This window comes from Rhizobium sp. UFLA01-1127 (assembly GCF_059803845.1).
The window spans coordinates 1-25,385 of record NZ_JAUQTZ010000088.1 but is presented as its reverse complement, the minus strand read 5'-3'; the positions used below and the strand labels follow the sequence as shown (position 1 = coordinate 25,385).

The window sequence follows — 25,385 nt, the reverse complement described above, 5'->3', positions numbered from 1 at the left end:
TAGTTCAATCCGGCTTACATGAGGTCGCCCGAAGTCGCCGCACCGCCCATGCGACCTCAAATAACCCTCCAGATTCCAGTGTCGAGCGCGGCGTGAATCGTCGCAATGCTCTCGGCTCTGTCGGAGGGACCGTACATGCCGGACATTCCCATACAGCCAAGACCGAGAGCCGATACCTGCGGCCCGGTCTTTCCCAATTGGTGCTTTTCCATCGTTACTCTCCTTGGCCTGCGGCGCTCTCGTCTCAAGAGGTTCCACCATGCTGTTTTACTCCATCGACCTTTGTGCGATAATCTAGGTAAATCGAAACAGGTTGTTTGGAATTTCGCACAATGGACGACTTGCCGCTGGCCGATCTGGTTGCCTTCACCGCCGTTGCCCGTGAGCGCAGCTTTCGCGAGGCGGCGCGCAAGCGCGGTGTTTCCGCCTCGTCTCTGAGCGAGGCGGTCCGACGGCTGGAGGAGCGGTTGGCGGTTCGGCTGCTCAATCGTACGACCCGAAGCGTGACGCCGACGGAGGCAGGCGAGCGGCTGATGGAGCGCCTGACGCCCGCCATGAGCGAGATCTCCGTGGCGCTCGACGATATCAACAGCTTTCGTGACAGCGTCGGCGGCACTTTGCGGCTGAACGTGCCCATCGTCGCCGCCATGGTCGTCATGCCTGACATCATCAGCCGCTTCCTCAGGGAATATCCCGCAATATCCGTCGAGATCGTCGCCGAAGACAGTTTCATCGATGTGGTGGCGGCCGGCTACGATGCCGGTATCCGTTACGACGAGAGGCTGGAAAAGGATATGATCGCCGTGCCGATCGGACCGCGGCAACAGCATTATGTCACGGCCGCGGCACCTGCCTATCTGGCTGCAAACGGCACGCCACAGCATCCGCGCGACATACTCGAGCATCGCTGCATCCGCCATCGGTTCCTGAGCGGTTCAGCCATGCCGTGGGAATTTGAAAAGGACGGCGAGACGATCTTCATCGCCCCGCCGATGGTCGTTGCAACGAATTCGATCGATATCGAGCGCAGCGCGGCAGCGGCTGGGCTTGGCATCATCAGAACATTCAAGGAGTTCCTCGCGCCGCAGATTGACAGCGGGGATTTGGTGCCGATCCTTGAGGAATGGGATACGGCTTTCTCCGGCCCGTTTCTCTATTATGCGAGCAGGCGGCACATGCCGGCCCCGCTTCGAGCCTTCGTCGATTTCCTCAATCGTGAGCAGCGGCGCGGGCGCGGCAGATAGTCGCTTGTATGCGGGAGATCAAAAAAACCGGTCAATAAATCAATAAGATTGAAGCGTTCACTGATTGTTTCCGTCAAAATCTTTATGTATGGGGAACGCTTCGGTTTTTCGTTCACGTTCTGTCTCTTTCATCGAGGCGGAGCCGCCAGAAGGCATCTCCATGATCGATCAGAAATTCGCCCGTCGAGGCCTTTTGCTCGTTTTCCTTATTCTCTTCCTCGATGTCATCGGCATTGCCATCATCATGCCGGTCATGCCGAAATACCTGGAAGAGCTGACGGGCGCGTCGGTCAGTACGGCGGCAACCGAGGGCGGGTGGCTGCTGCTTGCCTATGCCGCCATGCAATTTCTGTTTTCGCCGTTGATCGGCAATCTGAGTGATCGTTTCGGCCGCCGGCCGCTACTGCTTGCATCTGTGCTGACCTTCGCGATCGACAATTTCATCTGCGCGATTGCCGGCTCCTACTGGATGCTGTTTGTCGGCCGCATTCTTGCCGGCATCAGCGGTGCAAGCTTTTCGACCTGTTCGGCCTACATTGCCGATATCAGCAACGAGGAGAACCGTGCGAAGAATTTCGGTCTGATCGGCATGGCTTTCGGCGTCGGCTTTGTGCTTGGCCCGGTCATTGGCGGTTTTCTCGGCGAATTCGGCCCGCGCGTGCCTTTCTACGGTGCGGCAGCTCTGGCGTTCCTGAATTTCGCGGGCGCCTATTTCCTGCTGCCCGAAACGCTGGACGCCAAGCATCGCCGGCCGTTCGAGATCGCGCGGGCCAATCCTTTCGGTGCTTTGAGGCAGATGCGGCGTTACCAGGGCACCGGCTGGGTCTGCGTCGTGATGTTCCTCAATTGGCTGGCGCACGGCGTCTATCCGGCGGTCTGGGCCTTCGTCACCTCCTATCGCTATGACTGGAGCGAGGGGCAGATCGGCTTTTCTCTCGGCGTCTACGGCATCGGTGCTGCCATTGTCATGGGTCTTGTTCTGCCGCGGCTCGTGCCCCTGCTTGGCGAATGGAAGACCGCACTGCTCGGGCTGTTATTTTCCTGCCTCGGCCTGATGGGCTACGCGTTCGCATGGCAAGGATGGATGGTCTACGTGGTGGTGGTCCTGACGGTTATCGAAAACGTCGCGGATGCGCCGCTTCGTTCCATTGCGGCCAGCAAGGTTCCGCCCTCCGCGCAAGGCGAATTGCAGGGAGCGCTCGGCAGCTTGACGAGCATTACCGCCATCGTCGGGCCGGTGCTGTTTCCTTATCTGTTCCAGTATTATACCGCACCGGCCGCACCGGTCGTCTTCGCCGGCGCGCCTTTCATCATGAGCGCAATTCTGGTCTTCGCCGGGCTTGTCGTGCTTGTGACAAAGGTTCGCAAGACGGAGCCGAAAGCGGTGGCCCGGTCGCAAGCCGGCGAGGCGGCCTAAAAAATCATCAGATATTTTGATACTCTGATGAATTCTTTAGCATCGTGGGCTTGTCCGCTGGCTTTTTGAGCTAAGTTGCGTTAATGCGGCAGGCTCGCGCACCCTTGGGTAGGATGGTTGGCGCGATTGTAAAGATCGAGTCTTCGTTATGGATATCCCGGTACCTGCGCGCTCGTTCGCGCATGACAATGATAATTCGTGGTCTGCACATGTCCGCGCAACGCTTGCGCTGGGCATACCGCTGATCGGCGCGCAACTGGCGCAGCTGGGTATCAATACCACGGATGTCATGATCGTCGGTCAGCTCGGTGCCGAGCAGCTGGCTGCCATGGTGCTTTCCGCGCAGTTTCTGTTCACAATCCTGATTTTCGGTTCGGGCTTCTCTATCGCGGTCGTGCCGCTGGTGGCGCAGGCCTACGGCAAGGGCGACGCCGCCTCGGTGCGGCGGGCCTTGCGCATGGGGCTTTGGGTCGTCACGGCCTATTGGCTGGTGGCGCAGCCTGCCTTCTTCTATTCCGAGGAAATCCTTCTGGCGGCGGGGCAGAAGCCGGACGTCGCAAAGCTTGCAAGCGGTTATATCGATATCGGTCACTTCGCCTTGCTGCCGGGGCTGCTCTACAATGTTATCCGCGCGCTGGTGAGCGCCATCGGTCGTGCCGGCGTCATCCTCAAGGTGACCGTAACCATGCTGGTCATGAATGCTGTGCTCGCCTATAGTCTCGTGCTCGGCCATTTCGGCATGCCGGCCATGGGGCTGCATGGTGCGGCAATCGTTTCCGTTGCGGTGCAGACAGCCGGCTTCCTCTTCATTGTCGGTTACGTGCAGGCCCATCAGGACATGCGGCGCTACGAGATTTTCGTTCGGTTCTGGCGGCCGGATTGGCATGCATTATGGGATGTCGTCCGCCTCGGCTTTCCGATCAGCGTCACGGTTCTGGCCGAAGTCAGCCTGTTCACCGCGGCATCGCTGCTGATGGGGCAGATCGGCACGATCGAGCTTGCCGCCCATGGCATCGCTCTGCAATGGGCGTCGATCGCCTTCATGATCCCGCTTGGCCTCAGTCAGGCGGCGACGGTGCGGGTGGGAGTCGCGCACGGGCAGGGCGATCATCTTGGCCTGAAGCGCGCGGCGATCGTGGTCGTGATCGTTTCGTGCTGCATTGCGGTGTGCGGCAGCATCCTTTTTGCGACAGCGCCATCCTGGCTCGGAAGCTGGTTTCTCGACATTCATTCGGCCGATGCGCCGAAGGTTCTTGCCTATGCGGCACCGCTGATCGTGGTGGCTGGTCTCTTCCAGCTCGTCGATGGATTGCAGTCGATCGCCAGCGGTCTGCTGCGGGGTCTGAAAGATGCGCGTGTGCCGATGATCATGGCGCTGATCGCCTATTGGCCGATCGGCTTCTTTCTGGCCTGGCTGCTGGCATTCCCGCTCGGCTTCGGCGGCATCGGCATCTGGTTCGGCTTTCTGCTGGGTCTTGCCTCTGCCGCGGCGATGCTGTGCGCGCGTTTTTACATTCTGGTGCGTTCGGAAAAGGCGGCTGCCTGACGTAAAAAAGTTCATTGTCGGTTCGCGAGACTGCTGACAAAAATTGACAGCATGGTCGTCTATAACGGTCTCATACCAGAGACGGGAGACGACCATGACATTCAACGCAAGCAATCGTAATGATGCCGCGCTTTTCCCCCGGGAAGATCAGATCAATCGCGGAGCGGCCGTACGCCTCCTGCCGCACGCCAACACATCGTCCCGGCGGCCGGAGCCGGCGCAGAAATCCTACTGGCTGGCAGTGGCCAGTGCGGAGCATGTGCGCATTGGGCGCCAGCAAGGTTTCATGCAGGTAAACCACGGCAAGCGAGCTCCGTTGAAGCGTATCAAATCGGGAGACGGCATCGTTTACTACTCGCCATCTGTCAAAATGGGCGAGAGGGACGGTTTTCAGAGCTTTACTGCCATCGGCTTTGTCCGTGAGGGCGAGCCTTATCTTGCCGAAATGGGCTGCGGAAAGGCCTATCGCAAGGATGTGGACTGGCTGGACGCGCCCGAACAGCCGCTTCGTCCTCTCCTAGGCTGGCTCGATTTCACCCAGGACAAGAATTGGGGCTACAAGTTGAGGTTCGGCCTGGTCGAGTTCGGGCAATCCGATTTCGAGTTCCTCGAGGAAATACTGATGAGCGAGCTCGACGTGGTCAAGCAGCGCCGTCTTCAGGCGTGAGTTTCAGGAGTGCCTGAACCCAATGTGACGAAAAGACCTCCCAACTTGATGCACAAGGAAAAGCCCCGGATTGATCGTCAATCCGGGGCCTTTTTCATATGATCAGGTGATGGGCGTTATCAGGCGCGTTCCGCCAGAGCCGCTTCCCCCTTCTTCTCGCGTACCAGATTGATGAAGCGACGGAAGAGATAGTGGCTGTCCTGCGGGCCGGGAGATGCTTCCGGATGATGCTGAACAGAGAAGACCGGCTTGCCGGCGACGCGCAGGCCGCAATTGCTGCCGTCGAAGAGCGAAACGTGAGTTTCCTCAATGCCTTCCGGCAGCGAGTTCGAGTCGACAGCGAAGCCGTGATTCATCGAGACGATCTCGACCTTGCCCGTTGTGTGGTCCTTGACCGGGTGGTTGGCGCCGTGATGGCCCTGATGCATTTTTGCCGTCCTGGCACCGAGTGCGAGGCCGAGCATCTGGTGGCCGAGGCAGATACCGAACAGCGGGATTTCGGTCTTCAGCAGGTCCTTGATGACAGGCACGGCATATTCGCCGGTCGCAGCCGGATCGCCAGGCCCGTTGGAGAGGAAGATGCCATCCGGCTTGAGGCCCAGCACTTCGTCGATCGAAGCGGTCGCGGGCAGGACGGTTACCTTGCAATCGAGGCCTGCGAACAGGCGCAGGATGTTGCGCTTGACGCCGTAGTCGAGGCAGACGACATGGTATTTGGCGTCGGCGGCGCCGAGTTCGCCATAGCCTTCATTCCAGACCCATGGTGTCTGCGACCATTGCGAGGACTGGCCGGAGGAGGCGACCTTGGCTAGGTCGAGACCTTCGAGGCCGCTCCAGGCCTTGGCATCCGCCTTCAGCTGTTCGATATCGAAGACGCCGTTCGGATCATGGGCGATCACGCCGTTCGGCATGCCGTTTTCCCGGATCCAGGCGGTCAGCGCCCGCGTGTCGATACCGCAAAGGCCGATGATGCCGCGCGCTTTCAGCCACTGGTCGAGGTGCTTGGCGGCGCGGTAGTTCGAGGGATCGGTGATATCGGCCTTGAAGATGACGCCGACGGCGCCGTGGCGGGCGGCGGGCGTCAGGTCTTCGATATCTTCGTCGTTCGTGCCGACATTTCCGATATGGGGGAAGGTGAAGGTAACGATCTGGCCGAGATAGGAGGGATCGGTCAGGATCTCTTCGTAACCCGTCAGCGCCGTGTTGAAGCAGACTTCGGCCTGGACCTTGCCCGTTGCGCCGATACCCCTGCCTTCGATCACGGTGCCGTCGGCAAGAACGAGAAGAGCAGTCGGCTTTTCAGTGGTCCATGGGGCTGTAGCGGTCATAATCATCCCGTTTCCGGCGTCGAGCACGTCCTTGAAGAGACCGTCGGCTCCGCCATGTTGTAGCAAGATACAGCCGGCGAGTGAGGTCGCGGCTTGAGATCTTCCTATCGATCTTATGTGCAGGTGATGGACATAGCTAAACAAGGCGGGCCGGTCAATGCACGCTTTTGCTTTCCGGCGGGGGAATTCGCGCCGTTTCTGCCGGTTTCACGCAATTGCATTGATCGACGCTGATGGTCTAAGAGACAGACAACATGGAATAAGAGGCCGATCGATCGTCGCCGGCCTGCTTCAAGGAGTACAGATATGATCCGCGAAACCCTTTCCAACGCCCAGAAGGACGCCATGAAAGCGAGGGATACGGCGAAGCTCTCGACCGTGCGCCTCATCCTTGCAGCCATCAAGGACAAGGACATCGCCAATCGCGGTCTCGGCAAGGAGCAGGCGAGCGAGGACGAAATCCTGCAGCTGCTCGCCAAGATGATCAAGCAGCGCGAGGAGTCGGTGAAGATCTATATCGATGGCGGCCGTCCCGAGCTGGCCGACAAGGAGCGCGAGGAGATTGCCGTCATACAAGGCTTCATGCCTGAGCAGCTTTCCGAAGAAAAGGTGCGCGAGATCTGCGTCGCGATCGTCGCGGAGCTAGGCGCGCAGGGCCTGAAGGATATGGGCAAGTGCGTTGCTGCTCTGCGCGAGCGCTATGCCGGACAGATGGATTTCGCCAAGGCTTCGGCTATCTTGAAGGAACTGCTGAAGTAAAGGCTTGCCTTGCCCGCGGCGTGCGCCGCCGCGGGCCGAGAGTGCTTTCCCAGGCAGCCTCGATGATAGTGAACTTCTCCGCCTGAAAATTGCGATATTCCTGGATGAAGCCGCCGGAGAGCCAGAGCTGGCTTCGCCCGGGCGATCCCGTCCATCCCACGCTTTGCATTGCGACGGCCCTGTTCATGAGTCGCTTTGCGTGCGTTCTCGAAATATGGAAGCGGTGGCAGATATCGGTGAATGCGACGCGCCCGACGATCGCTTTCTGCGTTGCCGGACTGATCATCCCGACACGGGAGATCAGGTAGTCCATGATGATGCCGCCTGAGTTTGCCAAGGTGAAGAGATCGAATGTTTTTCCTGGATGGCGGAGACCGTCACTTTCTATGATGCCGACGGAAATGGCTGGCTGCAGCACGCCGATGAGCTCCGGTCGCTTGGCAAACAGCGCGTTGCGTTTGCCGCCGTCCCGGCGATCCAGCACGCAGAGATGAAGGCTGATCCACTTTGCCAGCTGTTTTGCGGCTTCTTCGGTCGGTTCCATAGGACGCGCCCGTCGATCTCCTGCAATCGGCAGGTAGCGCAGGAAGCCGAGCGCCAGCATTTCTTGAATGAAGCTGAGCGCGGTATTGTGGCTGGCGATTTCGTGTTCGACGATATAGGTGACAAAGCGATTGGCGTGGACGCCAGGCGGTTCTCCGTCGATGCCGCCGCAATATAGGGCAAAACCGGCAAGCGCCATCAACCAGCGCTGTTGGGAAGCAAAAGCAGAGCACGCGTCCTGATTTTCACCATATGTCGATATGATCTCGCGTGTATAGTTGAGGATCTCTGTAAAAAAATCAGGGTCTTGAGCAAGTTCCTTTGCGGATAAAGACATGTGCCGTCTCCGGTGAACTGAGCAAAAATTCAAATTTCTGAAGAGATAATTAATAAGATCGCATATGCTTGGATAATAAAAAATATCCATTGAGGCCGTTGCGTCAAGATACTTGCGCCGGCGGAACAGCGTGCTGCGCAGCGGTGTTCATCAATCCCGCAGTCACGAAATCTGCGGCGGCCGTAAAATTAGAGAAGGCAGGAGCTGGGGGAGCTCCTGCCTTCTTGCGCTTTGCAGGCGTTTGATGACGCAGGGTGGGGCCCAAAAAATCAAACGTCTATTGCAAAGGCACTCAGGTGGGGCGGCGCCGGGGGTAGGGATGGTGCCCCACCTGAGTATCTGGTGAACTTATCTGATGATCCTGATTTCCTGAGGCAGAGCCAGCGGTTGCGCCGGGAATTCGGACATTTGAACTTTTACGCCTGCCGTAAGAGCAGGGACCTTCATATCCGCCGGCAGCTGATATCCCGCACCGGCATAGAGCACATTCTTTTCGCCGGCGCCGTCATTCATCGTCGCCGAGCTGTAGGTAGCTGTGGCAAACATGGCTGCGGCAGCCAATGGTACGATAAGAATGCGCATTTCCTCTCCTAAACTGAAAGCCATGTACCTGGCGGCTTCCCGTTCGTCGGGGCCTCTCGGCATGTCGCGTCACGAAGAAGTTCTTCGCCGGCTTGTCTCGTCCCGCAAGGAGGACGCTATTGCGGTGCACATCAACAATCAAATTACAAAAAAATAATGTTTGGCTTACGAACCATGCCGCAAATGTGCCGTCTCATCGTGTTGCCCGAGGGCGACCATTCTGCATCCATTGATTGTCACGATGGCTGATTTCTCTTGCTCCTATCCACCAAAGGCTGTGCAAGTCTTTGCTTTCTCGCGGATTTTTGCGCACGAAATAGTTACTCCAATTATCCCGGAGGAGCCTGCCAGATCCCGATCGAGGGGTGTTTCGACGCAGCCGATGGGCCGAATGAAGCGCCGAATTACGACGCGGGTACGGATCGGTTCGCGGCAGTGTTCACGGAGTTGTGATCGGATAAGTGAAATCGCGATCATGCACAGGGAGCTGTGAATACAGTGGGAGGAGGTCCTGTCGTCGTGGCAATGCCCGACATTCCTGTTTATATGGGGTGAGCCAGAGGTAGCCATGCGATTTTCCAATACGTTTCTCGACGAGATTCGCGACCGCGTTTTGATTTCGGACGTGATCGGCCGTCGTGTGACTTGGGACAGGCGCAAGACCAATGTGCCACGCGGCGATTATTGGGCCTGCTGCCCCTTTCATGGCGAGAAATCGCCGAGTTTCCACTGCGAGGATCGCAAGGGGCGCTATCATTGTTTCGGCTGCGGCGTGACCGGCGATCACTTCCGCTTTCTGACCGAGCTGGAGGGCTTGAGCTTTCCGGAAGCGGTGCAGCAGATTGCCGATATGGCCGGCGTTCCGATGCCCGTTGCCGATCCGGTGGAGGCCAAGAGGGAGAAGGAACGGACGTCGCTGCTCGATGTCATGGAGATGGCGACCCAGTTCTTTCAGGACCAGCTGCAGACCGCCAACGGCGCACGGGCACGAGCCTATCTGCGCGACCGTGGCCTCAGCGGCCGCACCATCGAGACCTTCCGCTTGGGCTATTCGCCCGACAGCCGCAACGCGTTGAAGGAGCATCTTGCGGGCAAGGGCGTGCTGAAGGAGCAGATGGAGGCCTGCGGCCTCGTCGTTCATGAGAACGTGCCGGTCTCCTACGATCGCTTCCGTGATCGCATCATGTTTCCGATCCTGTCGTCACGAGAAAAGGTGATCGCCTTCGGCGGGCGCGCCATGTCGCCGGATGCGCCGGCGAAATATCTGAATTCCAACGAGACCGAGCTCTTTCACAAGGGCAATGTACTCTATAATTTTACCCGCGCCCGCCGTGCCGCCCAAGGGGCCGACGGTGCCGGCACCATCATCGCTGTCGAAGGCTATATGGATGTCATCGCGCTGCATCAGGCCGGCATCGAGAATGCGGTTGCGCCGCTCGGCACGGCTCTAACGGAGAGCCAGCTCGATCTTCTCTGGAAGATGACGCCGGAGCCGGTGCTCTGCTTCGATGGCGATGGTGCCGGCATTCGCGCCGCCAACCGGGCTGCCGATCTCGCATTGCCGCATATCAAACCGAACCGCACCGTGCGCTTTGCGCTATTGCCCGATGGCAAGGATCCAGACGATCTCGTGCGGCAGGATGGGCGCGCGCCGTTCGACAAGGTGCTGGCGCAGGCAAAGCCGCTGGCCGATCTGATCTGGACGAGGGAGGCCGGCAGCGGCACGTTCGAGACGCCTGAAGCGCGGGCGGAGCTGGAGGCGCGGCTTCGGCGCATCGTGTCCGTTATCGTCGACGAAGATGTGCGTCGCCATTATCAGCAGAATATGCGCGAGCGGCTGAACGGGCTTTTCCAGCCGCAGTTCCAGCGGGGCGGCGGCCAGCAGAGGCGTGGTTTTTCCCGTGACGGCAATGGCCGCGCCTTCGCGGGCCGAGGCGGACAAGCACGCGCCGGTGTCCCGGTGGCAACGACGGCGACCGATCGTTTGACGCGCTCGAGCATGATCAAGGGGCATCAGGATATTCCGAGCCTTCGCGAAAGCGTGCTCGCTTTGACCATCGTCAACCATCCGGCGCTGCTGCAGGACGAATATGACGAGATCGCCGCCATCGATTACGACAGCCGTGAATTGCAGCGCCTCTGGTCGGCGGTTCTCGGAGCGGCGGCTACGCTCGTCGGACCTCAGCTGGTGCGTGAGCGTTTGGTGGAGCAGCTGGAAGAACAGGATTTCGGCGCATTGCTGAAAAGCCTTGAACAGCAGGTCCGCAATGCACGCCTGTGGACGGCTACGGAGGCGGCCGCGATGGAGGACGCGCGCGAGGGCTATCGCCAGGCGCTTGCGCTCCATAAGCGTTCGAAGGCGTTGCGGTGGCACAAGATCGAGCTGGAGGGCGCTATTGCCGAGGCCACCGAAGAAGGCGACGGTGACGCGATAGAGCCGTTGATTCGCGCCTTGCAGGAAGTGCAGCTCGAGGCGCTTCGGCTGGAAAATCAGGAAGCGATCATCGATGGCTTCGGCGTGCTTTCCGGCCGTGTCAAAGGTGCCGCTGGAAAATAGGAAATAGATGCTTCAGCCTGAGAGACAAGAGCCGCGATTTTCCGCAGACGACGCATTGTTCGGCGAGCGCAAGGGTGCGCCGGCGCCGCTCGACATCCTGAAGCGCGTCTATGGCTATTCCGCCTTTCGCGGCAAGCAGCAGCAGGTTGTGGAGCATGTCGTTTCCGGCGGCGATGCCGTTGTGCTGTTTCCGACCGGGGCGGGCAAGTCGCTGTGCTTCCAGATCCCGGCGCTTTGCCGCGACGGCATCGGCATCGTCGTCTCTCCGCTGATCGCCCTGATGCGGGATCAGGTGGAGGCGATGAAGCAGCTCGGCATCCGGGCTGCCGCCTTGAATTCGTCGCTGTCGCGCGAAGAGGCGAGCGATGTCTATCGCGCCATTTCCTCGGGCAAACTCGATCTGCTTTACGTGACGCCGGAACGCGTTGCGACGGAGGGCTTTTGCCAAATGCTCGTGCGGGTCAAGATCGCGCTTTTTGCGATCGACGAGGCGCATTGCGTCTCGCAATGGGGCCATGACTTCCGACCGGAATATCGCGATCTCGGCCGGCTTGCCGAGCTCTTCCCCGGCGTGCCGCGCATCGCGCTGACGGCAACGGCCGATCCCCATACCCGCGACGACATTATCGAGCGGCTGGCCCTTGACGATGCCAAGGTCTTCACCACCAGCTTCGATCGTCCGAACATCACCTATGAAATCGTCGAGCGCGACCAGCCGCGCCAGCAATTGCTGCGGTTTCTCGACGGCCATCGTGGCGATAGCGGCATCGTCTACTGCCTTTCGCGCGCCAAGGTCGAGGACACGGCGGAATGGCTGAACGGGCAGGGCATTCGCGCGCTTCCCTACCATGCCGGCATGGACCGGGCGCTTCGCGACGCCAATCAGGATGCGTTCCTGAAAGAGGAAGATCTTTGTCTGGTAGCGACGGTCGCCTTCGGCATGGGCATCGACAAGCCGAATGTGCGCTATGTCGCGCATCTTGATCTGCCGGGATCGGTGGAGGCCTATTATCAGGAGACGGGACGAGCGGGGCGCGATGGCCTCTCCTCGAATGTCTGGATGGCATATGGTATGGCCGATGTCATCCAGCGGCGGCGCATGATCGATGAAGGTGGCGCATCCGAGGAGATCAAACGCGTCGAGCGTGCAAAGCTCAATGCACTGCTCGCCATTTGCGAAACGGCGGGATGCCGGCGGCAGTCGATCCTTGCGCATTTCGGTGAAGTGCATGGCGGCGGCTGCGGCAATTGCGATACATGTCTCAAGCCGGTCGAGACCTGGGACGGCACGGAAGCGGCCATCAAGGCGCTTGCCGCCGTCTACCGCACCGGCGAGCGTTTCGGCACCGGTCACGTCATCGACGTGCTGATGGGAACGGTCAACGAGAAGACTGAACGCTTCGGCCACGTCGACATGCCTGTTTTCGGCGCGGGCAAGGATATTCCCTCCCGCACCTGGCAGTCGATCTTCCGGCAATTGTTGGCAAACGGCTTCATCAGCATCGATCACACCGCCTTCGGCGCCATGAAGCTCGAAGAGCAGGCGAGGGCCGTTTTCAAGCGCGAGCGGCAGGTCTTCTTCCGCAAGGACAGGCCCGAGCCCGGCCGTCGCAGCAGGAAGGCGGGACGGCCGGAGAAACAGGCCCACGGTCTTGCCGGCGAGGACCAGCTTCTCTTCGATGCGCTGCGCGCCGAACGCACCCGGATTGCCAAGGAATTGGGCGTGCCGCCCTATGTCGTCTTCCCGGACACGACATTGATCGCCTTTGCGACAGAGCGCCCGGGCAACCGCAAGGCCCTGCTTGAGATTTCCGGTGTCGGGCAGTCAAAGCTTGAGCGCTATGGCGAAGCGTTCCTCGCTGTGATTTCAGAACTCACCAGCCGGTAATATGCCGGACTGGACTCTCGGCACGTTACATCCGCACGGTCATGCCGCCTCTGACGGGCAGGCATGGCTGTTGACGAAGGAGCCGGCCTCCGCCTCCGAGTTCGGTTTGGCAGATAATATCGAAACCGCGCCCTATCGCGCCGGCGTCACGGTGTTGCGCATTTTTGCCGCTGCCGGATGCAGCAAGAGCCCAGATCCTATGTTATTTCTTGATTGATTAGGCACCGTGACCAGCATCGGAATGCGACCATGACCTCTGCGTTCATATCCCATTTGCGCAACGAACTTCTTGGCCTCAAGGAAGCCGGCCTCTACAAGGCCGAGCGCGTCATCACCTCCAAGCAGTCCGGCGAGATCGCCGTGCTCGGCGGTGCGCGCGTTCTCAATTTCTGCGCCAACAATTATCTTGGCCTCGCCGACAACGAAGAGCTTGCCGAAGCCGCGAAGAAGGCGCTCGACCGCTATGGCTACGGCATGGCCTCGGTTCGCTTCATCTGCGGCACGCAGGAAGAGCACAAGCAGCTCGAGGCGCGGATTTCGGCCTTCCTCGGCATGGAGGCGACGATCCTCTATTCTTCCTGCTTCGATGCCAATGGCGGCCTGTTCGAGACGCTGCTGTCGGAAGAGGATGCCATCATCTCGGATGCCCTCAATCATGCCTCAATCATCGACGGCGTGCGGCTTTCCAAGGCCAAGCGCTTCCGCTATGCCAATAACGACATGGCGGCGCTTGAAGAAGAGCTGAAGAAGGCTGAAGGCAGCCGCTTCAAGCTGATCGCCACCGACGGTGTCTTCTCCATGGACGGCATCATCGCCAATCTCGGCGGCGTCTGCGATCTGGCTGAAAAATACGGCGCAATGGTCATGGTCGATGATAGCCATGCCGTCGGCTTCGTCGGCGAACACGGCAGAGGATCGCCTGAATATTGCGGTGTCGAAGGCCGCATCGACATCATCACCGGTACGCTCGGCAAGGCGCTGGGCGGGGCTTCGGGCGGCTATACCTCGGCCAGAGGCGAGATCGTCGAGTGGTTGCGGCAGCGTTCACGGCCCTATCTCTTCTCCAACACCCTGGCACCGGTCATCGCCGCGGCCTCGCTGAAGGTCTTCGATCTGATCGAGAACGGCGGTGAGCTGCGGACGCGGCTTCAGGGCAATGCCGAACTCTTCCGCCGAGAGATGACCAAACTCGGCTTCACGCTCGCCGGCGCCGATCACCCGATCATCCCCGTCATGCTCGGCGACGCGAAACTCGCGCAGGACATGGCAGCGCTCATGCTGCAGAAGGGTGTCTACGTCATCGGCTTTTCGTTTCCCGTGGTGCCCAAGGGGCAGGCGCGCATCCGAACGCAGATGTCGGCTGCCCATTCGAAGGCGGATGTCGAAAGGGCGATTGCAGCCTTTGCGGAAGCGGGCAGAGAGCTTGGGATTATTTAGCGCAGCCCCCCTTCTCCCCGCTGGGGAGAAGGGGAAATCGGGCCTCGGAGAGCGCCAAAAGGAAAATGCGAATGTCGAACATGATGAAAGCTTTGGTCAAAGCCAGGCCGGAAGTCGGACTGTGGATGGAACATGTCCCGGTTCCCGAAGTCGGGCCGAACGATGTCCTGATCCGGGTCAAGAAGTCGGCGATCTGCGGCACGGACGTCCACATTTGGAACTGGGATCAATGGGCGCAGAAGACCATTCCCGTACCGATGGTCGTCGGCCATGAATTCTGCGGCGAGATTGCCGAGATTGGTTCTGCCGTTACGAAATATCACGTCGGCGAGCGCGTCTCGGGCGAAGGCCATATCGTTTGCGGCAAATGCCGCAACTGCCGGGCGGGCAGGGGCCATCTCTGCCGTAACACGCTCGGAGTCGGGGTCAACCGCCCCGGCTCCTTCGGCGAATTCGTCTGCATTCCCGAATCCAACGTCGTGCCGATCCCCGACGACATCCCGGATGAGATTGCCGCGATCTTCGATCCCTTCGGCAATGCGGTCCATACCGCTCTGTCCTTCGATTTGGTCGCCGAAGACGTGCTCGTCACCGGCGCAGGGCCGATCGGCATCATGGGAGCCATGGTCGCCAAACGCTGTGGCGCGCGCAAGGTCGTCATCACCGACATCAATCCGACCCGGCTGGCGCTTGCCCGCAAGGTCGGCATCGATTACGTCGTCGACGCCTCTAAGGAAAACCTCGCCGATGTCATGAAATCCATCGGCATGACCGAGGGTTTCGACGTCGGGCTGGAAATGTCGGGCGCGGCTCCCGCTTTCCGCGATATGATCGACAAGATGAACAATGGTGGCAAAATTGCCATTCTCGGCATCGCGCCGGCCGGTTTCGAGATCGATTGGAACAAGGTCATCTTCAAGATGCTGAACCTGAAGGGCATCTACGGCCGCGAGATGTTCGAGACCTGGTACAAGATGATCGCCTTCGTTCAGGGCGGACTCGATGTATCGCCACTCATTACCCACCGTATCGCCATCGATGATTTCCGCGATGGCTTCGAAGCAATGCGTTCTGGCAATTCCGGCAAGGTCGTGATGGACTGGAATTGATGCGGTTTGGACACACTTGCGGCGTCGGCAATACCTGCCGATGCTGGAAAAGTGAGGCTTTGTTCAGGACGCTCTTGTCATCGCGCGGGGACTTCCTAAATACGGGAAACAATTAATTGCGGCATGCGAAGCCTGTGGATAAGGCTTTTTCGCATATTTAACGGGCTTTTTTGCTGGAAAAGCTTGACGGGAACTAAAATTCTGGGAATCACCGTTTGAATTCGGAAAGAACGGTAAACTGGATCAAGCGGATCACCTAATACCATGGCCGGAAATCCAAACGCAATCCAGCTTTGCACTCCGGTAGCGGTGATCGTGGTTAATCGGGCATTAAAGGTCATTCCGTTAGGTGTTCGTCGGTGAGTCGCGGCTGGTGCGGGGCGCGCCAGCCAGAGTGATTGTTTCACCGCGTGTAAGTTTGCAGCGTCAGGGAAAGCGACGATATAGAGATGGCAACAAAGGTCAAAGAGAACGAAGAAGCTGAAGTCGAACGCGACGGCACCTCCGACGGCCCGCTTCTCGATCTTTCCGACGACGCGGTCAAGAAGATGATTAAGGCCGCGAAGAAGCGCGGCTACGTGACGATGGACGAGCTCAACGCCGTTCTGCCGTCCGAAGAAGTGACGTCCGAACAGATCGAAGACACGATGGCCATGCTTTCGGACATGGGCATCAACGTCATCGAAGATGAGGACGTCGAAGAGGCCGGCGCCGCAGCGGGCGACGACGACGATGCCGGCGGCGACGACGATAGCGAAGGCGGCGAGCTTGCCCCTTCGACGGGTTCCGCGCTTGCGACGGCCAAGAAGAAAGAGCCGACCGACCGAACGGACGACCCGGTGCGCATGTATCTGCGCGAAATGGGTTCCGTGGAGCTTCTGTCGCGTGAAGGTGAAATCGCGATCGCCAAGCGCATCGAGGCTGGCCGCGAAACCATGATCGGCGGCCTCTGTGAGAGCCCGTTGACTTTCCAGGCGCTGATTATCTGGCGCGACGAACTCAACGAAGGCACCACGCTGCTGCGCGAGATCATCGACCTCGAAACCACTTATTCCGGCCCCGAAGCCAAGGCTGCCCCGCAGTTCCAGAGCCCCGAGAAGATCGAGGCTGACCGTAAGGCTGCCGAGGAAAAGGAAAAGGCACGCCGCGGCCGCGGTTCCTCCGACGACGACATCACCAATGTCGGCGGCGAGGGCCTGCCGATCGAGGAAGAGGAAGAGGACGAAGACGAATCCAGCCTCTCCCTGGCAGCCATGGAAGCCGAGCTTCGTCCGCAGGTCATGACGACGCTCGACACCATTGCCGAAACCTACAAGAAGCTGCGCAAGCTGCAGGACCAGCAGGTCGAACAGCGCCTGTCGGCTTCCGGTACGCTGTCTTCCGCACAGGAGCGCCGTTACAAGGAACTCAAGGATGAGCTGGTCAAGTCGGTCAAGTCTCTGTCGCTGAACCAGAACCGCATCGACGCTCTCGTCGAGCAGCTCTACGACATCAACAAGCGTCTCGTGCAAAACGAGGGCCGCCTGCTGCGCCTTGCCGAATCCTACGGCGTCAAGCGCGACAGCTTCCTGGAACAGTATCAGGGTGCCGAACTCGATCCGAACTGGATGAAGTCGATCGGCAATCTGGCCGCTCGCGGCTGGAAGGAATTCGCCAGGGCCGAAAACACCACCATTCGGGATATCCGCCAGGAAATCCAGAACCTTGCGACCGAAACCGGCATTTCTATTTCGGAATTCCGCCGTATCGTTCACATGGTTCAGAAGGGCGAACGCGAAGCCCGTATCGCCAAGAAGGAAATGGTCGAAGCCAACCTGCGCCTCGTCATCTCCATCGCCAAGAAGTACACCAACCGCGGTCTGCAGTTCCTCGACCTCATCCAGGAAGGCAATATCGGCCTGATGAAGGCGGTCGATAAGTTCGAATATCGCCGCGGCTACAAGTTCTCGACCTACGCGACATGGTGGATCCGTCAGGCGATCACCCGTTCGATCGCCGATCAGGCACGCACCATCCGTATTCCGGTGCACATGATCGAAACGATCAACAAGATCGTTCGGACCTCGCGCCAGATGCTGCACGAAATCGGCCGCGAGCCGACGCCGGAAGAACTGGCCGAAAAGCTCGCCATGCCGCTCGAAAAGGTGCGCAAGGTTCTGAAGATCGCCAAGGAGCCGATCTCGCTCGAAACCCCTGTCGGTGACGAAGAAGATTCGCATCTCGGCGATTTCATCGAGGACAAGAATGCGCTTTTGCCGATCGACGCCGCCATTCAGGCGAACCTGCGCGAAACCACGACCCGCGTTCTGGCATCGCTGACGCCGCGCGAAGAGCGCGTTCTGCGCATGCGTTTCGGCATCGGCATGAACACCGACCACACGCTCGAAGAAGTGGGCCAGCAGTTCTCGGTTACACGCGAGCGTATCCGTCAGATCGAGGCAAAGGCGCTGCGCAAGCTCAAGCATCCGAGCCGTTCGCGCAAGCTCAGAAGCTTCCTCGACAGCTGAGGTCTGGCGCAAGCCGGCATCGACAGTTTACGAAACAAGGCCCGGTTCGCGAAAGCGAGCCGGGCTTTTCATTGAGGATACGGACATCAAGGGTCTGATCATGGCAAATAAGCCGCTATTCATGGAAACATCCGTCCCACGGCGGCTGCGCGATCTGCTGGCCGGATATGAATGGCGGCAAGATGCGCTCGGCCGTTCCTCGGCGCATGTCTTTAGGCTTGAGGCCGACGGGCGCGCGCCGGTCTATCTCAAGACCGAGCCCACCGATCCTTTGGGTGAGCTGACCGGCGAGGTTGCCAGACTGCGATGGCTTGCCTCGCAGGGCCTTGCCTGCCCGAATGTCATTGCCCACGAGAAGGACGGCGAACGTGAATGGCTTTTGATGAGCGCTCTTTCAGGCAGAGATCTCGTCAGCGCGGAGCGGTTGCAGCCGCTCGAGCGGGTGCGGCTTTTGGCCGACTCTTTGCGGCGATTGCACGCTGTCGACATTGCCGCCTGTCCCTTCGATCATCGACTGGAGAGCAGAATTGGCACGGCAAGGGTACGCTTGCTCGCCGGCCGCGTCGATGAGGACGATTTCGACGAGGCCCGGCTGGGAAGGCCGGCGGAGGATCTTTTCCGTGAGCTTCAGGCCAAGAGACCATCAACGGAGGATTTCGTCGTCACCCATGGCGATGCCTGCCTTCCGAATTTCATGGCCGACGGTGATAGATTCAGCGGCTATATCGATTGCGGCCGTCTCGGCGTTGCCGATCGTCATCAGGATATCGCGCTTGCCTGCGGCAGCATCGAATACAATTTCGGGAAGGAATTGGTTGCCGAGTTTTTGAAGGCTTATGGCGATTTCGAACCGCAGGCAGAAAAAATGGCTTACTATCAGCTGCTGGACGAGTTCTTTTAGCGGCGGACGCGGCCGTCTTTGCGCCGCGTAATCACGCAGGTTTGTTTTTGCGGCATTGCAGATCGCACGGAGGCCTGACAAGTTCGATTTTGACGACAGCCTCTTTTGGGGCGTCTTGCCACACACCATATGTCGGCGGCTTGAACGTCTTCTGATCTGTTTGCCGGTAAGGATCGAATGAATCGATGCGCTATGCCCTCTTGATTGCTTTTTCTTCGCGCGCCTTCCGCTGAACGATGGAAAAGGTTGCGGAAAAACGGGATAAGGAGATAAGGCCGGGCTTTGTCCTGTCGATCCTTCTGCACGTCCTGTTCGTCGCGATCTTTCTGCTGCCGCTATTTCCCGCGCCGCCCGAGGCGAAGCCCGAGCAGAGCGTCAATGTCGAGCTGGTGCCGCAGCAGGAGGAAAAGCAGGAACTGGCGACGAAGGCGAACGACAAGCCTCCAAAGCCGACGCCAAGACCGGATGAGAAGCCTGCGCAGGACATGGCTCAAGCCCAGGACACGCCGGAACAGCCTCAAGGAAAGAAGTCGGACGAACAGCCGCCAAAGCAATCCGACCCTCGGGGCAAGGAGGCAGCGGAGAAACCTCCGGCCAAACCGGATGAGGCCACGGCCGACAAGCCTGTGGAGCAGGCGAAGTCTGGGCCGAAGTCTGACGATCCCGGCGCTGAGAAGCCCGCCGAGAAGGCGGAGCAGCAGCCCTCTGCGACTGAGGCTCCGCTTCCGGACATGAAGGGCGATCAGAAAGACGCAAACACTACGCAGCAGACAGATGCTTCGGAACAGTCGAAGGACGATACCCCTTCAACACCTCCGAACGATGCTGCGGCCGATCAGCAGGCGGAGGCGCAGACAGCAGCCCAGGCCCAGGCAGAGGCTCAGGCCGCGCAACAAGCCCAGCAGCAAGCTGACGCCAAAGACCAGCAAGCGAATGCCGCCCAGCCGCCCGCAAGTGAGTCGACCGCCAAAGCATCCTCCACAGCGCCCGATGTTCTTGCCACAAACGAGCCTTCGGACTCGCAGGTAGCGCAGCCGCAGACCCCATCGACCGATCCGAATGATCCGCAGGCGCAAGCGGCTGTACAATCACCATCCGCCGATCCACAGGAGCACCGCCTTGCGGAGCAGGCGAAGGATGAGGCCAAAGTCCCGCTACAGATCGTCGTTCCGGCGGTCAAGCCCTCTCCATCGCAGCAGGGTGCCCAGAACCAGTCCGCTTCGAGCAGTCAAGGTGATCCGGCGAGCGGCACTGCCTTGGTTACCGAGCCGCCGCGGCCTAAATCACTCCTGCCGAAGCGGGTTGTTCAGGCCAAGAAGCTTTATTCGGGTGCCGAAATGGCGCGTCTGTCGAAGAGTGACTACGATGCCTGGAAGAAGCTGCCTCGGCGTGAGCGGGTGCGTTACCTCTGCAACTCTGAGGAAAAACTGCAGTTTGGTTACGATCTCCACGCTATAGGTTATTACAACTCGGCGCTGTCTCAGGCGATGATTTCGGATGTAAGCGCCTTTGGTGACGGCGTCGCCGTACAGACTCCCGATGGCTGGCAGAGGGTGGCATTCACCTGCGAAGTCGATAGCGATGCACTGAAGGTTACCGCCTTTTCCTATACTGTTAGGGGGCGTGTCCCTCCGAGCCAGCTCGACAAGCTGGGCTTTCTTGGAAATTGATTGGCTGGATAGCCTCAAGCGTCCGGTTGAAACAATAGTTTATTCCCAACCCAATCGAAATTCGAGCCATTTCATCATACAATTGTCCGCATCTCACTGATTCAGTGTCCTCCCGTCGCAGTTTTCTCAAGTTTCCGATGTCTTCGATTACAGCCGATTCCAGCTCTGCGGCCGCGGGCCGTTCTGCCTTGCGTGGTGTCCTTGTGGCATTCGCGTCCTATGCGGTCTTCGCCTTCAGTGATGCCTCGATCAAGATCCTGCACGGGGTGATTCCGTCCTATCAGGTCGCCTTCATCGGCGCCCTGTTCGGCTTTGCCGCCGTGCCGTTTCTGAAGAAGCGGGAGGATGGCTGGCTCGATATGGTGAGGACGTCGAACCGTCCCTTGTGGCTGTTGCGCTTCGTCTGCGGCGCGACCGGCTCGATCTGCTCCGTTGTCGCCTTCACCAAGCTGCCGATGGCGGAAGCCTTTGCGCTGCTCTTCCTGCTGCCGTCCTTCGTGACCATTCTCTCAGTGATCTTTCTCAAGGAAGATGTGCGCTGGCAGCGCTGGACGGCCGTCATTCTCGGATTCATCGGCGTGCTGATCGTCCTGCGACCCGGCTTCCGCGAGCTTTCTATCGGCCACCTCTGCGCGGCGATCGGCGGCCTTGCAGCGGCAATCTCCATCGTCATCAATCGCGCGCTCGGCTCAAAGGAGAAGCGCATCTCTCTTTATGGGGCAGGTCTTTTCGGAACGCTCGTCGTCAGCGGCTTCCTCATGCTCTCCGAAATCACGATGCCGACGCCCGCGCAGTGGATATTCCTTGCAAGCTATGGTCTGCTTGGCGCATTCGGCAGCGTTCTGCTGCTGACCGCCGCCCAGATGGCGCCCGCCAACCTGGTTGCGCCGCCGCAATATAGCCAGATGCTCTGGGCGATCGCTTTCGGCTATCTGCTGTTCAACGACAGCATCGACATGCCGATGGCTTTCGGCATCATCCTCATCATCTTTTCCGGCCTGCTGACATTGGCGCGGGAGCGCAAGCGCGGCACGCCGCTGCCAGCTGCCGTCGCCGGCAACACAGAGGCGGCGTTGGCGACGGCGGGGAATGACAATAAAATGGAAGGCGCTTAGCCTTGCTTCTTGTTTGCGGGTACGCAACATTGCCGCTCGAATGTAATGCCATTGCTGGCGCGGCGATATTGGCGGCATGGGAAAGCGACGCGGATGAAATTCGGCCAATTCAGAATATATCGCTCCCGCCTTGCCGGCGTCGAGGCGGTGCGGGCCGAAACCGGCCATAGCTTTCCCAAGCACACGCACGACCAGTTCGGCATCGGCATCATCGAAGCCGGCGCGCAGACATCGCTTAGCGGGCGAGGGACGGTGCAGGCGGAGGCCGGCGATGTTATCAGCGTCAATCCGAACGAGGTTCACGACGGCTTGCCCGTCGGCGAGAGCCGCGCATGGTCTATGCTCTATTTCGATCCTCGGCTGATCCGCGATCTGTTGCGCGATGTGGGGGAAGGCAGGTTCGGTGCCGTCGAGTTCCCGTCGCCTGTCATCCGCGACGGCGAGATGGCCGTGCATTTCAAAACGCTGTTTTCGCTTCTGATCGAGGACAGGGCCGAGAATGCCTTCCTGAGGGATGGGCTGCTGCTGTCGCTCCTTGCAGCCGTGATGCGCGAGGGATCGCGCACCTTGCGTGAGGATGCCGTTCCCGCGGTTATCAGTCGGGCGCGGGATCGGATCGATGATGATCCCGCCGCGCCGCTGACCCTTGCCGAACTCGCGGAATTATGCGGTTTGAGCCACTTCCGCTTCCTGCGTGCCTTCACCAAAGCGACCGGCCTGACACCCCATGCCTATCTCGTGCAGCGCCGCATTCATGAAGCGCGCCGGTTGATTGCGGCCGGCACATCCCTGGCCGAAGCGGCCTTTGCCAGCGGGTTTTCCGATCAGAGCCATATGACGCGCCTCTTCGTCCGTAATTTCGGCGTTTCTCCCGGCGCCTATGCTGTGGCTGTCGGCTGAAGCTTCTGCAATTTTATTCAAGACCGGAAGATGGTGACGGGGTTTTCTGCCGCACCAAGCAGATGCCTATAAGGAGGTGCCATGTTTTTCCGACATTCGAACGAAATGTGGAGCGGGTTTCCCGAGCTGGTTGCCGGCGTATTATCCGTCCAGGGGGTCGCCTCGACTGTCGATGTCGAGGATCGGGTCGCCGGATATCATGCGATCGCTACGGAGCGGTTGGCGAGAGGTCCGGAAAGCGAGATGGCCGAAATCCAGGCATGGCGGCGTGGTTTTTCCAAAATGGGATTGAAGCCGACGCAATATCGCTGTGCATCCGAAGCGCTGCTGCGCCGGTTTCGCCAGGACGGGGCGCTGCCGCGGCTGCATCCGCTTGTCGATCTCTGCAATGCGATCTCCATTGCGTTTGCTATTCCGGTAGCGGTTTTCGATCTTTCGAAAATATCCGGCGATCTCGAAGTGCGGTATGCTCGTGGCAACGAATCCTATCAGACCTTTTCCGGCGAGATTGAGCATCCGGATGCAGGGGAGGTGATCTTTGCCGATGCGGCCGGGCACGCCCATGCCCGCCGGTGGACCAATCGGCAAAGCGGCCTGTCGGCCGTGCGCGACGATACGCGCTCGGTGCTGATCGTCGCGGAGGCGCTGCACGAATCGGCGGGCAATGATGTTGCGAAGCTGATCGATGCAATTGCGTCGGAATTGACGGCCATCTGGTCGATCGAGGCCAAGCGGGATCTGCTCAGCCCGTCTTCACCGCGATTTGATCTGTCGTCCGCGATGAATTTGCAACTGCGGCAAAAACAGGATTGACAGGCGAGGCGTTCAGGCAGAGCAGGGGATCTTAGAATTTCCGACTGTCGAGAAGCGTGTCTGCGTGCGTCCATGCCGGCAGGCGAAGAAGGCTCATGGATACCCTGCAGAATCTTGACCGGCCAAGCGTGCTCGGTCACCCCGGCTATCGTTCATTCGCTGCATCGCGCGTCTTTTCCTCGATAGGCTTTCAGTCTGTCACGGTTGCCATGGGCTGGATGATCTATGACCAGACCCATAGCGCCTTTTTCCTTGGCCTCGTCGGCTTCTGCCAATTTCTGCCGATGGTCATCCTGACCTTTGTCGTCGGACATGTCGCCGATCGGTTCGATCGGCGCCGCATCGGCCTTGCCTGCCAGCTGATCGAGGCACTGACCGCGCTGGTTCTCGCCGTGGCCGTCTGGCTGCATTGGATAGGTCCCGCCGGCATTCTGGCCGCCGTTGCCGTCATGGGCGCGGCGACGGCCTTCGAGCGTCCGACGATGGCGGCGCTGCTGCCTAACATCGTGCCGTCTTCGCTGCTGCAGGTTGCCATCGCCACCTCCACCTCGATGATGCAGACTGCCTTCATCATCGGGCCATCGCTTGGCGGCCTGCTCTACGGCATCAGCCCGGTTGCGCCGTTTGCCGTTTCGGCCGTGCTTTACGTCGTTGCGAGCATCAACGTCATTTCGATCAGGGTCGAACGGGAACAGCCTTCGTCGCGTGAGCCGGTGACGCTGAGTTCCGTCTTTGCCGGCGTTTCCTTCATCAAAAGCCGGCCGATCATGCTGGGCACGATCTCGCTCGATCTCTTTGCCGTGCTACTCGGCGGTGCGACGGCGCTGCTGCCGATGTTTGCGCGCGATATCCTGCATGCCGGACCCTGGGGGCTCGGCCTGCTGCGCGCCGCGCCGGCGATCGGCGCGCTTGCCATGTCGATCTGGCTGGCACGCCGGCCGCTGCAGAGCGATGTCGGCAAGAAGATGCTGCTTGCGGTGCTTATTTTCGGGATCGCCACCGTCGTCTTCTCGCTGTCGAGCAACATCATCCTTTCGGTCGCTGCGCTCTTCGTCGTCGGTGCCTCGGATACCGTCAGCGTCGTCGTTCGCAGCTCGCTCGTGCAGCTGCTGACGCCGGATGCCATGCGCGGCCGGGTCAATGCCGTGAATTCGCTGTTCATCGGCACGTCCAACCAGCTCGGCGAATTCGAGTCCGGCATGCTTGCCAGCGCTCTCGGGCCTGTTCTGACCGGTCTTGTCGGCGGAGTCGGCACCATCGCCGTGGTGCTGCTCTGGATGCGCCTCTTTCCGGATCTGACCAAGGTGAAGACGCTCAAGGGCTAGCGATGCCTTTTCGGCATTGTTCCGCAACTGGCTGCTCGGGCAAAGCCGCTCATCCGTCTAAGGCAGGCATTCCGTCAATCCCGCAGGCGGATCAGGCCAGCCTCCGTCGAAGCGAAACCAAGCCCCCGATAGAATCCGGTGAGATGCGGTTCGAAATCGACATGGAGCCATTCGGCTCCGCGCTCGCGAGCCAGGGTTTTTGCCCGTTCGACAAGAGCGCTTGCAATGCCTTTTCGCCGAAATTCCGGATCGACGCAGGTATCGAGAATGAAGGCATGAATGCCGCCGTCCCAGGCGACATTGACGAAGCCGACTAGTCGTGCGTCGACGAATGCGCCGACATGCGCGAGATTCCGGGAAAGGATGGGCTGGAAGTCCCGCGGGAAGTGGCTGTCCCACGCAGCCGTCCATAGGGTGTTGAGCGCCTCATTTCCGAGCTTCGGGTCATTCTGATATTCTATAGTCGTCGGCATTCCCTAGCGTGATCCTTCGGCGAATTCGTTTCCGTTTCCGACCAGCCGGAACATATGCGTGAAATATCAGCAGCCGATGTCGGATCTGGTTGCCGTCAATCGTCCTTTATAGGTGAACATAGAACAAGGAGGCAGAAATGTCCTATGTCGATGGTTTCATCGTTGCCGTGCCGAAAGACAAAATCGAGCCTTACAAGGCAATGGCGCGCAGAGCCGGGGAGGTCTGGCGGGAATATGGAGCGCTCAGCTATGTCGAGGCCATAGGCG

General features: G+C 59.7%; 23 protein-coding genes and 1 pseudogene. 18 read left to right on the top strand and 6 right to left on the bottom strand.

The annotated features are described in order from the left end of the window. Positions 1-71: 71 nt before the first annotated feature. A pseudogene (locus Q4Q11_RS20845) lies at positions 72-212 on the bottom strand (aldo/keto reductase); the annotation flags it as partial. 120 nt (positions 213-332) lie between these two features. On the opposite strand from Q4Q11_RS20845, the gene Q4Q11_RS20840 reads away from it, so the two are divergent. From Q4Q11_RS20840 to Q4Q11_RS20825, 4 genes are all read left to right on the top strand, one after another. Beyond that, positions 333-1,244, top strand: coding sequence for a LysR family transcriptional regulator (locus tag Q4Q11_RS20840; RefSeq protein ID WP_113216345.1), 912 nt, complete (start codon positions 333-335; stop codon positions 1,242-1,244). Between the two features lie 160 nt (positions 1,245-1,404). Beyond that, on the top strand, positions 1,405-2,661 hold the full coding sequence (locus tag Q4Q11_RS20835; protein WP_112506176.1) for a TCR/Tet family MFS transporter: 1,257 nt from the start codon (positions 1,405-1,407) through the stop codon (positions 2,659-2,661). A 148-nt stretch (positions 2,662-2,809) separates the two neighbouring features. Next, complete coding sequence (locus tag Q4Q11_RS20830; protein ID WP_113216347.1) at positions 2,810-4,207, top strand: MATE family efflux transporter; 1,398 nt, start codon at positions 2,810-2,812, stop codon at positions 4,205-4,207. Positions 4,208-4,301: 94 nt separating this feature from the next. After that, the gene (locus Q4Q11_RS20825; RefSeq protein ID WP_112505874.1) at positions 4,302-4,874 is read left to right on the top strand and encodes an EVE domain-containing protein; all 573 of its coding nucleotides are present in this window, start codon (positions 4,302-4,304) and stop codon (positions 4,872-4,874) included. Between the two features lie 119 nt (positions 4,875-4,993). On the opposite strand, the gene carA is transcribed toward Q4Q11_RS20825, so the two are convergent. Then, a complete protein-coding gene (gene carA, locus Q4Q11_RS20820) occupies positions 4,994-6,202 on the bottom strand; it encodes a glutamine-hydrolyzing carbamoyl-phosphate synthase small subunit (protein ID WP_498570677.1) in 1,209 nt (402 codons plus the stop codon). Positions 6,203-6,508: 306 nt separating this feature from the next. Between carA and Q4Q11_RS20815 the strand changes: the two genes are divergently transcribed. Next, positions 6,509-6,961, top strand: coding sequence for a GatB/YqeY domain-containing protein (locus Q4Q11_RS20815; RefSeq protein ID WP_112505871.1), 453 nt, complete (start codon positions 6,509-6,511; stop codon positions 6,959-6,961). Here the strand turns inward: Q4Q11_RS20815 and Q4Q11_RS20810 are convergent. Then, entirely contained in the window at positions 6,936-7,931 is a 996-nt protein-coding gene (locus tag Q4Q11_RS20810) for a hypothetical protein (RefSeq protein WP_498570676.1), read from the bottom strand. The genes Q4Q11_RS20815 and Q4Q11_RS20810 overlap by 26 nt on opposite strands. Positions 7,932-8,189: 258 nt before the next feature. Further along, positions 8,190-8,423, bottom strand: coding sequence for a hypothetical protein (locus Q4Q11_RS20805; RefSeq protein ID WP_112505865.1), 234 nt, complete (start codon positions 8,421-8,423; stop codon positions 8,190-8,192). A gap of 568 nt (positions 8,424-8,991) precedes the next feature. Between Q4Q11_RS20805 and dnaG the strand changes: the two genes are divergently transcribed. From dnaG to tdh, 5 genes are all read left to right on the top strand, one after another. Continuing rightward, on the top strand, positions 8,992-10,980 hold the full coding sequence (gene dnaG, locus Q4Q11_RS20800; protein ID WP_112505862.1) for a DNA primase: 1,989 nt from the start codon (positions 8,992-8,994) through the stop codon (positions 10,978-10,980). Between the two features lie 7 nt (positions 10,981-10,987). Further along, positions 10,988-12,868, top strand: coding sequence for a DNA helicase RecQ (gene recQ / locus Q4Q11_RS20795; RefSeq protein ID WP_498570675.1), 1,881 nt, complete (start codon positions 10,988-10,990; stop codon positions 12,866-12,868). A gap of 1 nt (position 12,869) precedes the next feature. After that, complete coding sequence (locus Q4Q11_RS20790) at positions 12,870-13,085, top strand: hypothetical protein (protein ID WP_498570674.1); 216 nt, start codon at positions 12,870-12,872, stop codon at positions 13,083-13,085. A gap of 32 nt (positions 13,086-13,117) precedes the next feature. After that, a complete protein-coding gene (locus Q4Q11_RS20785) occupies positions 13,118-14,305 on the top strand; it encodes a glycine C-acetyltransferase (RefSeq protein WP_113222456.1) in 1,188 nt (395 codons plus the stop codon). Positions 14,306-14,376: 71 nt separating this feature from the next. Beyond that, on the top strand, positions 14,377-15,414 hold the full coding sequence (tdh, locus tag Q4Q11_RS20780) for an L-threonine 3-dehydrogenase (RefSeq protein WP_113216352.1): 1,038 nt from the start codon (positions 14,377-14,379) through the stop codon (positions 15,412-15,414). Positions 15,415-15,509: 95 nt separating this feature from the next. Here tdh and Q4Q11_RS20775 read toward each other — a convergent pair whose 3' ends face one another. Then, positions 15,510-15,755, bottom strand: coding sequence for a hypothetical protein (locus Q4Q11_RS20775; RefSeq protein WP_498570673.1), 246 nt, complete (start codon positions 15,753-15,755; stop codon positions 15,510-15,512). A 108-nt stretch (positions 15,756-15,863) separates the two neighbouring features. Here Q4Q11_RS20775 and rpoD point away from each other — a divergent pair, with 108 nt between their 5' ends. The 7 genes from rpoD to Q4Q11_RS20740 all read left to right on the top strand — a co-directional run bounded on the left by rpoD (position 15,864) and on the right by Q4Q11_RS20740 (position 24,645). Beyond that, entirely contained in the window at positions 15,864-17,921 is a 2,058-nt protein-coding gene (rpoD, locus tag Q4Q11_RS20770) for an RNA polymerase sigma factor RpoD (RefSeq protein ID WP_112505847.1), read from the top strand. A gap of 121 nt (positions 17,922-18,042) precedes the next feature. Continuing rightward, positions 18,043-18,822 (top strand): APH(3')-II family aminoglycoside O-phosphotransferase, encoded by a 780-nt coding sequence (locus Q4Q11_RS20765; protein WP_498570672.1) that lies wholly within the window; start codon positions 18,043-18,045, stop codon positions 18,820-18,822. Positions 18,823-19,058: 236 nt separating this feature from the next. Continuing rightward, the gene (locus Q4Q11_RS20760; RefSeq protein ID WP_498570671.1) at positions 19,059-20,492 is read left to right on the top strand and encodes a DUF930 domain-containing protein; all 1,434 of its coding nucleotides are present in this window, start codon (positions 19,059-19,061) and stop codon (positions 20,490-20,492) included. 137 nt (positions 20,493-20,629) lie between these two features. Beyond that, positions 20,630-21,607: a DMT family transporter gene (locus tag Q4Q11_RS20755; protein WP_498570670.1), complete on the top strand. Its 978-nt coding sequence runs from the start codon at positions 20,630-20,632 to the stop codon at positions 21,605-21,607. A gap of 93 nt (positions 21,608-21,700) precedes the next feature. Further along, positions 21,701-22,507, top strand: a complete 807-nt coding sequence (locus Q4Q11_RS20750; protein ID WP_112505837.1) for an AraC family transcriptional regulator — start codon at positions 21,701-21,703, stop codon at positions 22,505-22,507. Between the two features lie 81 nt (positions 22,508-22,588). Continuing rightward, positions 22,589-23,320: a phenylalanine--tRNA ligase beta subunit-related protein gene (locus Q4Q11_RS20745; RefSeq protein WP_112505834.1), complete on the top strand. Its 732-nt coding sequence runs from the start codon at positions 22,589-22,591 to the stop codon at positions 23,318-23,320. A gap of 95 nt (positions 23,321-23,415) precedes the next feature. Further along, on the top strand, positions 23,416-24,645 hold the full coding sequence (locus Q4Q11_RS20740) for an MFS transporter (protein WP_498570669.1): 1,230 nt from the start codon (positions 23,416-23,418) through the stop codon (positions 24,643-24,645). 74 nt (positions 24,646-24,719) lie between these two features. Here the strand turns inward: Q4Q11_RS20740 and Q4Q11_RS20735 are convergent, their stop codons facing one another. Beyond that, positions 24,720-25,118 carry a GNAT family N-acetyltransferase gene (locus Q4Q11_RS20735; RefSeq protein WP_113337604.1) on the bottom strand — a complete coding sequence of 133 codons (399 nt, stop codon included), beginning with the start codon at positions 25,116-25,118 and terminating at the stop codon, positions 24,720-24,722. Positions 25,119-25,255: 137 nt separating this feature from the next. On the opposite strand from Q4Q11_RS20735, the gene Q4Q11_RS20730 reads away from it, so the two are divergent. Next, positions 25,256-25,385, top strand: a 130-nt coding sequence (locus Q4Q11_RS20730; RefSeq protein WP_498570678.1) for a DUF1428 family protein, incomplete at its 3' end; no start/stop codon positions are given.